2 protein-coding genes and 1 pseudogene are annotated in these 3,045 nt (G+C 39.8%); all 3 read left to right on the top strand.

Annotation, left to right across the window (positions count from 1 at the left end; all coding sequences use genetic code 11):
• Positions 1–226 (top strand): annotated as a pseudogene (locus tag AAC037_RS22700) (1-acyl-sn-glycerol-3-phosphate acyltransferase); the annotation flags it as partial.
• A gap of 17 nt (positions 227–243) precedes the next feature.
• Positions 244–516 carry an Asp-tRNA(Asn)/Glu-tRNA(Gln) amidotransferase subunit GatC gene (gatC, locus tag AAC037_RS22705; protein ID WP_339905839.1) on the top strand — a complete coding sequence of 91 codons (273 nt, stop codon included), beginning with the start codon at positions 244–246 and terminating at the stop codon, positions 514–516.
• The coding region (locus AAC037_RS22710; RefSeq protein WP_339905840.1) for a tetratricopeptide repeat protein at positions 516–3,045 on the top strand (2,530 nt) is incomplete at its 3' end. The genes gatC and AAC037_RS22710, both read left to right, overlap by 1 nt.

Here is a 3,045-nt window from a genome sequence, read left to right on the forward strand (position 1 = left end):
ATTGGCCCTGGACAAACAAATTCCAATTATTCCTGTCACTTTATCATACAATCACTTAATTTTGCCGGACGATGGGAAGTTTTTATTGCGTTATCAACCTGTTAAAGTAGTCATACATGAGCCCATTGCCGTTAAGGGCTGTGGGCCAAATGATGTGAAGGAAATTAAATCAAAGTGTTTCACCATCATTCAGGAACAATTGAATAAAGACAATGCCCGGAATTAAATTTAAATGGACAATTCATGAAATTAGATATCGATTCTCTCAAAAAAATTGCACATTTGGCCAGACTTGAGTTTGATGAAAAAAGTGCAAAAAAAATGACCGCAGACATGACTCAAATCCTAGATTGGGTTGAGAAGTTAAATGAGTTGGAACCACTTATAACCATGTCTTCTGAAGAAAATGTCATGAGAAAAGATGTAGTAGGCGCTCATTTGGATCATGAGAAAGGCTTGAAAAATGCCCCCCAAAGAGATTCGGATTATTTCCGTGTCCCTAAAGTTATGGAGTAATGCGCCGGAGGGTCTGGCAGAATGTTTTCTTTTATATTTTTTCGGCTGTACTGATAAGTGCAGGAGCAGGCTTACTGTGGGTAAATGCTTTAGATTCCATTGATCTAATAACCTTGTCAGAGAGAATCAATGTTCCTTTAGATAGTTTTCAGTCTACTTCGGGATTGCTTGAATTTGAGGTTCAAAATTTTCTTTTATTTGATCAATTCGATCCATTGCCTCCTCAAGGTTTTCCCAAGTTAATTCAGGTGATGGGGCTTGGCATTTGGCTACTGTTGTTGCTGTTTATTGTCTTATTGACCTTACTGAAACGCCAAGCATTTTTGATAGGGGCGGGCTTACTGATCTTGCTTCTGAGCATAAGCGGAGTGAATAGTTTGAATATCGGTGGGATTGGTACCAACTATGCCTTGGCTATAAGTTTACTGTTTCTTTTGGTGCCTGCATCGATCATCCACCTGTTTTTTAATGATATTATAGATTTAGGACTTAGGGTAGTACTGATAATTGGGTTTGGGCTACTGGGCTTGGCCGTTTTGATTTATTTTTCTCAAGCAGTTTCACCTACCTATTTATTTTCCGAGAATATATTTCTAATGGCATTGGTAATGGCCGCTGCTTTTATGCTTTATATTGGGCATGCTTTTGTGTCCGGGGCTTATTTGTTCCTGGCCAAGCTCAATCGGGATGTGGGCATCAAGATTGGTTGGCATTTTGCCATTATTTCAAGCTTATACCTGGTTTTGATGGCTTTGGTTTTTCTGGGAGTTACCGGTGATTGGAATAAATGGTACCTCCCATCATTCCAGCTTTTACTTGTGCTGGTAGGGGTTGTCGGTTATTTCGATTCGTTTTATAAAACAAAATATTTCCCTCAAATCTATAATGAAGCATGGGTAGGTAAAGTGTTTTACTTGGGAGGTTTTGCTGTTTGTCTATTGGTCTTGTTCAAAGCAGAAATTTCCGGTAATACACCTATGCTAGATTTTTTACATCATGTGTTTGCCTATAGTCAGTTGGGGTTCAGTGTGATGTTTGTTTTGTATATATGGGTAAATTTTTCAGCCATAATCAATAGTGGTACTGCGATTGAAAAAATAATGTACAACCCTCCCTTTTTCCCCTATTTTCATATGAGATTGGGAGGAGCGATCGCATTTTTGATTTTGATGGTTTATGCTGCTGGAATAATAGGCATACAATTCAGTACTTCCTCTACACACCTTTCAGCAGATTATTATTACACCACCGAAAGGCCTGTAGAAGCTTCAGTGCTTTACGAAAATGCTTTTGATAGGTACAGGGCAAATGACAGGGCACTTTTTGCTTTGAGTAATATTTACCTTGATCAAAACCAGCCTACCTTGGCACTTAAAACCTTAGAGCGAAGTTTTGAACAAAACCCTCAGGTAAAAGATATTTTGTTGCTTAGCCGAATGCTGGAAAAGCGTTCTAGGACAAATGAGGCAGTTTATTGCTTGGAAGAAGGTTTGAAACGTTTTCCGGGAAATCCTTACTTGGCAAATAATTTGGCATTGGTATACCATCGAATGAACCTGCCGCAAAAAGCCTTAAGTACGCTGGAAAGGATGGAAGGGTTTGAAGAGGCCGATATCCAAAATAGGGTAGGGATAAAGGTGGCTCAAGGCCTTCCTTTGGAAGAAGATGAGAAAATTGCATCGTCTTTGAAGAATTCTGTTAATCTTTTGGCAGCAAAGAATATGGGGTATGGGCTTGGGGAAATTGACTTAGATGCAACCGAAAAGGAGGCTGACAATGTGCTTGTAAGAAGAGCTATGCTTAGAAATTACCTTACCAATATTGAGAAAGGTTTTACCGGACCGGATTTTCAGATGGAATTGGATTCCATGTTGGCGAAAGAAACCAGTTCGCTGACTGTTGAGCAAAATTTAAAAGAGTCGGATCTGATTTTAAAATATAAAACCGGAAGGATCAATAAATTATTGACCTACTTAAATGGTATGGCCTTTCGATTTAGTCAAGACGCCGGTTATTACCATGCTTTTGCAGGCTGGTTACTTTCAGATCTTGGCGATTTTGAAAAAGCTGCCATAGAATGGAAACAAGCGGCCTTAAAGGGGTACCTTAAGTTTACACCGGCCCATTTGCCCTTTTTGTATTTTGGAGGGATGGAAGAGGAGGCCGTCTTTATTTCGGGTACTCAAAATGTTACTTTCCCTAAATGGATGCGTTTTGATGCCAGCGGTCAGCTTGTGAGCAATGATACGGTGAAACTTTACAGGAATTTGGCCAAGGTTCCGACCATGCTAGGGAAAGATCTTTTGCCTGCGGTTGAATCCTTGGAAAATGAAGTGAATAAAGGTGTACTTGCCAAAGCGATTTTGGAAAGAAAGTCCCATTGGCTTGAGGAAGTAGGGGTCAGTAAATTGCTATCATTAACGAAGGTTTACGAACAATCCTCCGGGCAGCATTTTTCCTTGGATAGTTACCTCAATAGGGTAAAGGAATTAGGGGATGAAGATACAGGGTTTGCTTTAGATGAAGGAT

The organism is uncultured Cyclobacterium sp., assembly GCF_963976465.1.
Lineage (GTDB): Bacteria > Bacteroidota > Bacteroidia > Cytophagales > Cyclobacteriaceae > Cyclobacterium.

Coding starts and splice junctions, on each gene's coding strand:
- gatC (WP_339905839.1), top strand. CDS start 244: ATGAAATTAGATATCGATTCTCTCAAAAAAATTGCACATTTGGCCAGA.